Source organism: Acetobacterium sp. (genome assembly GCF_036508315.1).
In the GTDB taxonomy this organism is placed as follows: Bacteria; Bacillota; Clostridia; order Eubacteriales; family Eubacteriaceae; genus Acetobacterium.
In genome coordinates this window covers 1-3434 of record NZ_DATCHP010000054.1, presented here as the reverse complement: position 1 = coordinate 3434, position 3434 = coordinate 1, and the positions used below count along the sequence as shown (strand labels likewise).

Here is a 3434-nt window from a genome sequence, read left to right as displayed (position 1 = left end):
GTGAAATTCCATTCATAAAGAATGTCATCGGTTTGCTCTAAAATAATCCGATAGCGCTCTTCTCGAATACACAGGATTTTTTCTCTTTGCTTTCGTTTAGCAATGTCTAGTGCACTTGAATTTTCCTTGAAATAGGAGGTGATATTATTTTTAAAGTTTTTCATGGAATAAACTCCTTCGTGTTTTTCTATTAAACAACGGTTAAAACACATTAAATCTATAAATGATTAAGTATGCACATTACACAATATACCCGAAAAAAATAATAGTAAACACAATAAAACGCATGATAGCAGTTAGGCGGAATAAACACATCAACTGTTGATTTACGATTTGCTCCGCAATCAAGTCTTCATTTTCTCTGAGAATCCACAGTGTGCTTTCTTTACGTGTCATTTTTTATCACTCTTCTTCTTTTATCCTAATTTATAGTTTGTTAATTGTTACCATACTTTTCCCATGACCTTTTCAACAAATATTCTGGCAATTTCCGGATTAAATTGCGACCCTGAGCATTTTTTTATTTCCTCAATGGCATCTTCTTCACTGAGTGCATCACCATAAGTTCGGTAACTCGTCATTGCATCATAAGCATCCGCTATCCCGATAATCCGTGCCTGTACTGAAATATTGTCGCCCTTAAGCCCCAACGGATATCCCTGGCCGTCCCATTTTTCCTGATGTTGCAGAACATACATCGCCAATTCCATAAATTCAGCTGAGGAATTTAAAATGCGATAACCAATTTCCGGATGCCTTTGGATTTCTTTCCACTCGGCATGATTTAATTTCCCATGCTTGTTGAGGATATTTTCATCGATCCCTATTTTCCCGATATCATGCACGAGTCCTGCCAACTTGATTTGATTGACCATTTCTGTATCAAAGCCCATATGAAGGGCAATTGCTTCGCAAATTTCACTGACTCTTTTTGAATGCAGCATTTCCCGGTTATTTTTTTCATAGAGTGTTTGCATCACAAGATCAACGGTTTTGGAGACTTCTCCGGAATTTTGATAGAGTTTATGCCGATTCAAATCATTTTCTGCTTGTCTGAAAATGTCCCGAATGCTTTCTTTCTCATCATTTTTAGTTGCATAGCCAAATGCAATTGAAATTTTAAAAGCAACAACTTTTTCTTCCGGTTCATGATCTCTGATGCGTTTAATGATACGTTCCGCACCAGCTGCATCGGTTTTGGGTAGAATGATAATAAAGTCATCCCCACCCAGTCTTGATACAACATCATTCCCCCGGCACCCAGCGGAAATTTTTTTTCCAACTTTTTTAATGACGTCATCCCCCACCACATAACCTAATGTATCGTTAATTAATTTCAACCCATTGATATCTGCCATCAGAAGAGTCAACGGCAGGTTATTTTTCGTATCCAGCCGCACTAACTCTTCTTCATAGAACCTGCGGTTAAAAAGTCCTGTTAAAAAATCATGATAACCGACATAGCGGATTTCTTCCTGTCTTCTCATTACTTCGGAAACATCTCTGAATACAACGACTACGCCGCTGATTTTTTCATTTTCTTCTAAAATCGGTGCTGCACAATCCTCTATTGGCCGGTGGCTACCATCTTTAGAAATCAGAATCAGATGATTTGAAAGTTCTACAATTCTTCCCATACTCAGAACTTTATTCACGATATTATCGGATTTTTCACCGGTATACCCGTTAATGACATTAAAAACTTCTTCAATGGGTTTTCCTAATGCTTCTGCCTGGGTCCAGCCGGTCAGCAACTCCCCAATTTTATTCAGAAGCACAATCTTTCCTTTATTGTCGGTGGATATGACCTCATCTCCAACCGATTGCAACGTCGTTTCCAATGAATTCTTTTCATTCAAAAGTGAGAATCCTTTTCTGATTCTCATCAACGATCAGTATCCCGTCAAGGGATGCATTTGCCTGTGCTTCAATAAACCTGCTTTTTGATTTCAATTCATTCATCAGTTGCAAATGCTCACTGATATCCTGAATACTCTCAATGGCACCAATAGTGTTCCCGAACTGATCATAGATTGGTAATGCCATAGTATAAACCCATGCCCCTTTATTATTGTAGAGGGCCGGGCAGAATACTTCCGCTTTAATCACATCACCTTCACGGGTGAGCTTCGAATACCTGGATGCAATCTGATCATCATCCTGAAAAATCAAATCCATCAACTGGGGTTGTGCCTCCCCACAAAACGGGATACTATAAGCATATGCACCCTTACCAATCATCTCCGTGGCAGGAATACCCGTCATTGTCTCAATGTCATTATTCCAAATGATCACTCGCTTCTCATTATCAATGGCCAGAATCGCATCTGGCAAAAATTCGATGATATCCGATAATTTCCTCTGGTACGTTTGTAAATTTACTTTTTCCTGAGCGTTCCTGCAAAAATCATTACTCATGTCTTACACCCCCTCCTTCTTTGTCTTTCAATCAAAGAGGCCCTTGTTTTATTCAAAGTCATACTTGATTCTCGATGACCTTATTTTGATGTATATACCCTCAATAGGATTAAACTAAAGCAGCAAAAAACAAAAAATCACTATAAATAGCATTTTCACATAAAACCTGAAGTCCCGGAAATTTATATCTAGGAGTCTGCAAAAAACTAATTCAGCCACTCGCTCTGCCAGTGCCTGGGCAGGCATTAAACGTAAATTTAGCCTTAGGCCTAGCGACAGCGTAGCCCAGGGTGAAAGACCTGCAAGCAGTAATGCTGACACGAAAAAAGCCTCGGGAGTTAAGCCGGAGGCGCGGGAAGAGGACAAATGTAATTAGGCAGAGTGGCATGACGAAGACGTATATGATGTCATACAATGCAGGCAGTTAAGGCAAGTACATAAAGCACCGGTCAATTGCTTTTCCCTGGATTCTACGTCAAAAAATTGTAAAGCACCCTCTATAAGGGTAAGTATTTATAATTTCATTAAAATTGTCGTGCATACGCAAGGTATTCATCAAACAAAAAAAGAGCCGAAACGGCTCTAATATGCAATTCGCAAGAAATTCATTCGTTTTCTCAATCCAATTATTCAATTTTTTTTATTTACACACTATTTTTTTCACTAAAATGTCTATTAAGCTTACCATGTTGTTCCTGATGTGCATAAATTGTGCATGGTTCAAACGGTCTAATTGGCGCTTAATGGCCTTATTAATTTTAGGATTACAATGCCCTAAAAGATTGCACCACCTGAGCTTATAATATCAATGTATTCCTTGCCGTTTTTATCATACAAAAAAACGCCTTTCCCATGATCGATGATGATCGGCTTCAGATACTCATATCCAACTCAGTATCCCCAACTTTAACCTGTCCAACAATTGGTATTTCAGTCATTTCTGCCACTATTTTTATGTTATCTTCTTCCATCATCCCGCCATGGTAATTGTTGAAGATCACCCCTTTTATAGGTAT

2 protein-coding genes and 1 pseudogene are annotated in these 3434 nt (G+C 38.6%); all 3 read right to left on the bottom strand.

Annotation, left to right across the window (positions count from 1 at the left end; genetic code table 11):
- Positions 1–443: 443 nt before the first annotated feature.
- Positions 444–1859, bottom strand: coding sequence for an HD domain-containing phosphohydrolase (locus VIK44_RS06675; RefSeq protein WP_331553071.1), 1416 nt, complete (start codon positions 1857–1859; stop codon positions 444–446).
- Positions 1852–2418, bottom strand: a complete 567-nt coding sequence (locus VIK44_RS06670; protein WP_331553070.1) for a PAS domain S-box protein — start codon at positions 2416–2418, stop codon at positions 1852–1854. Before VIK44_RS06670 ends, VIK44_RS06675 begins: the two co-directional genes overlap by 8 nt.
- 711 nt (positions 2419–3129) lie before the next feature.
- A pseudogene (locus tag VIK44_RS06665) lies at positions 3130–3303 on the bottom strand (aminotransferase class III-fold pyridoxal phosphate-dependent enzyme); the annotation flags it as partial.
- Positions 3304–3434: the final 131 nt, after the last annotated feature.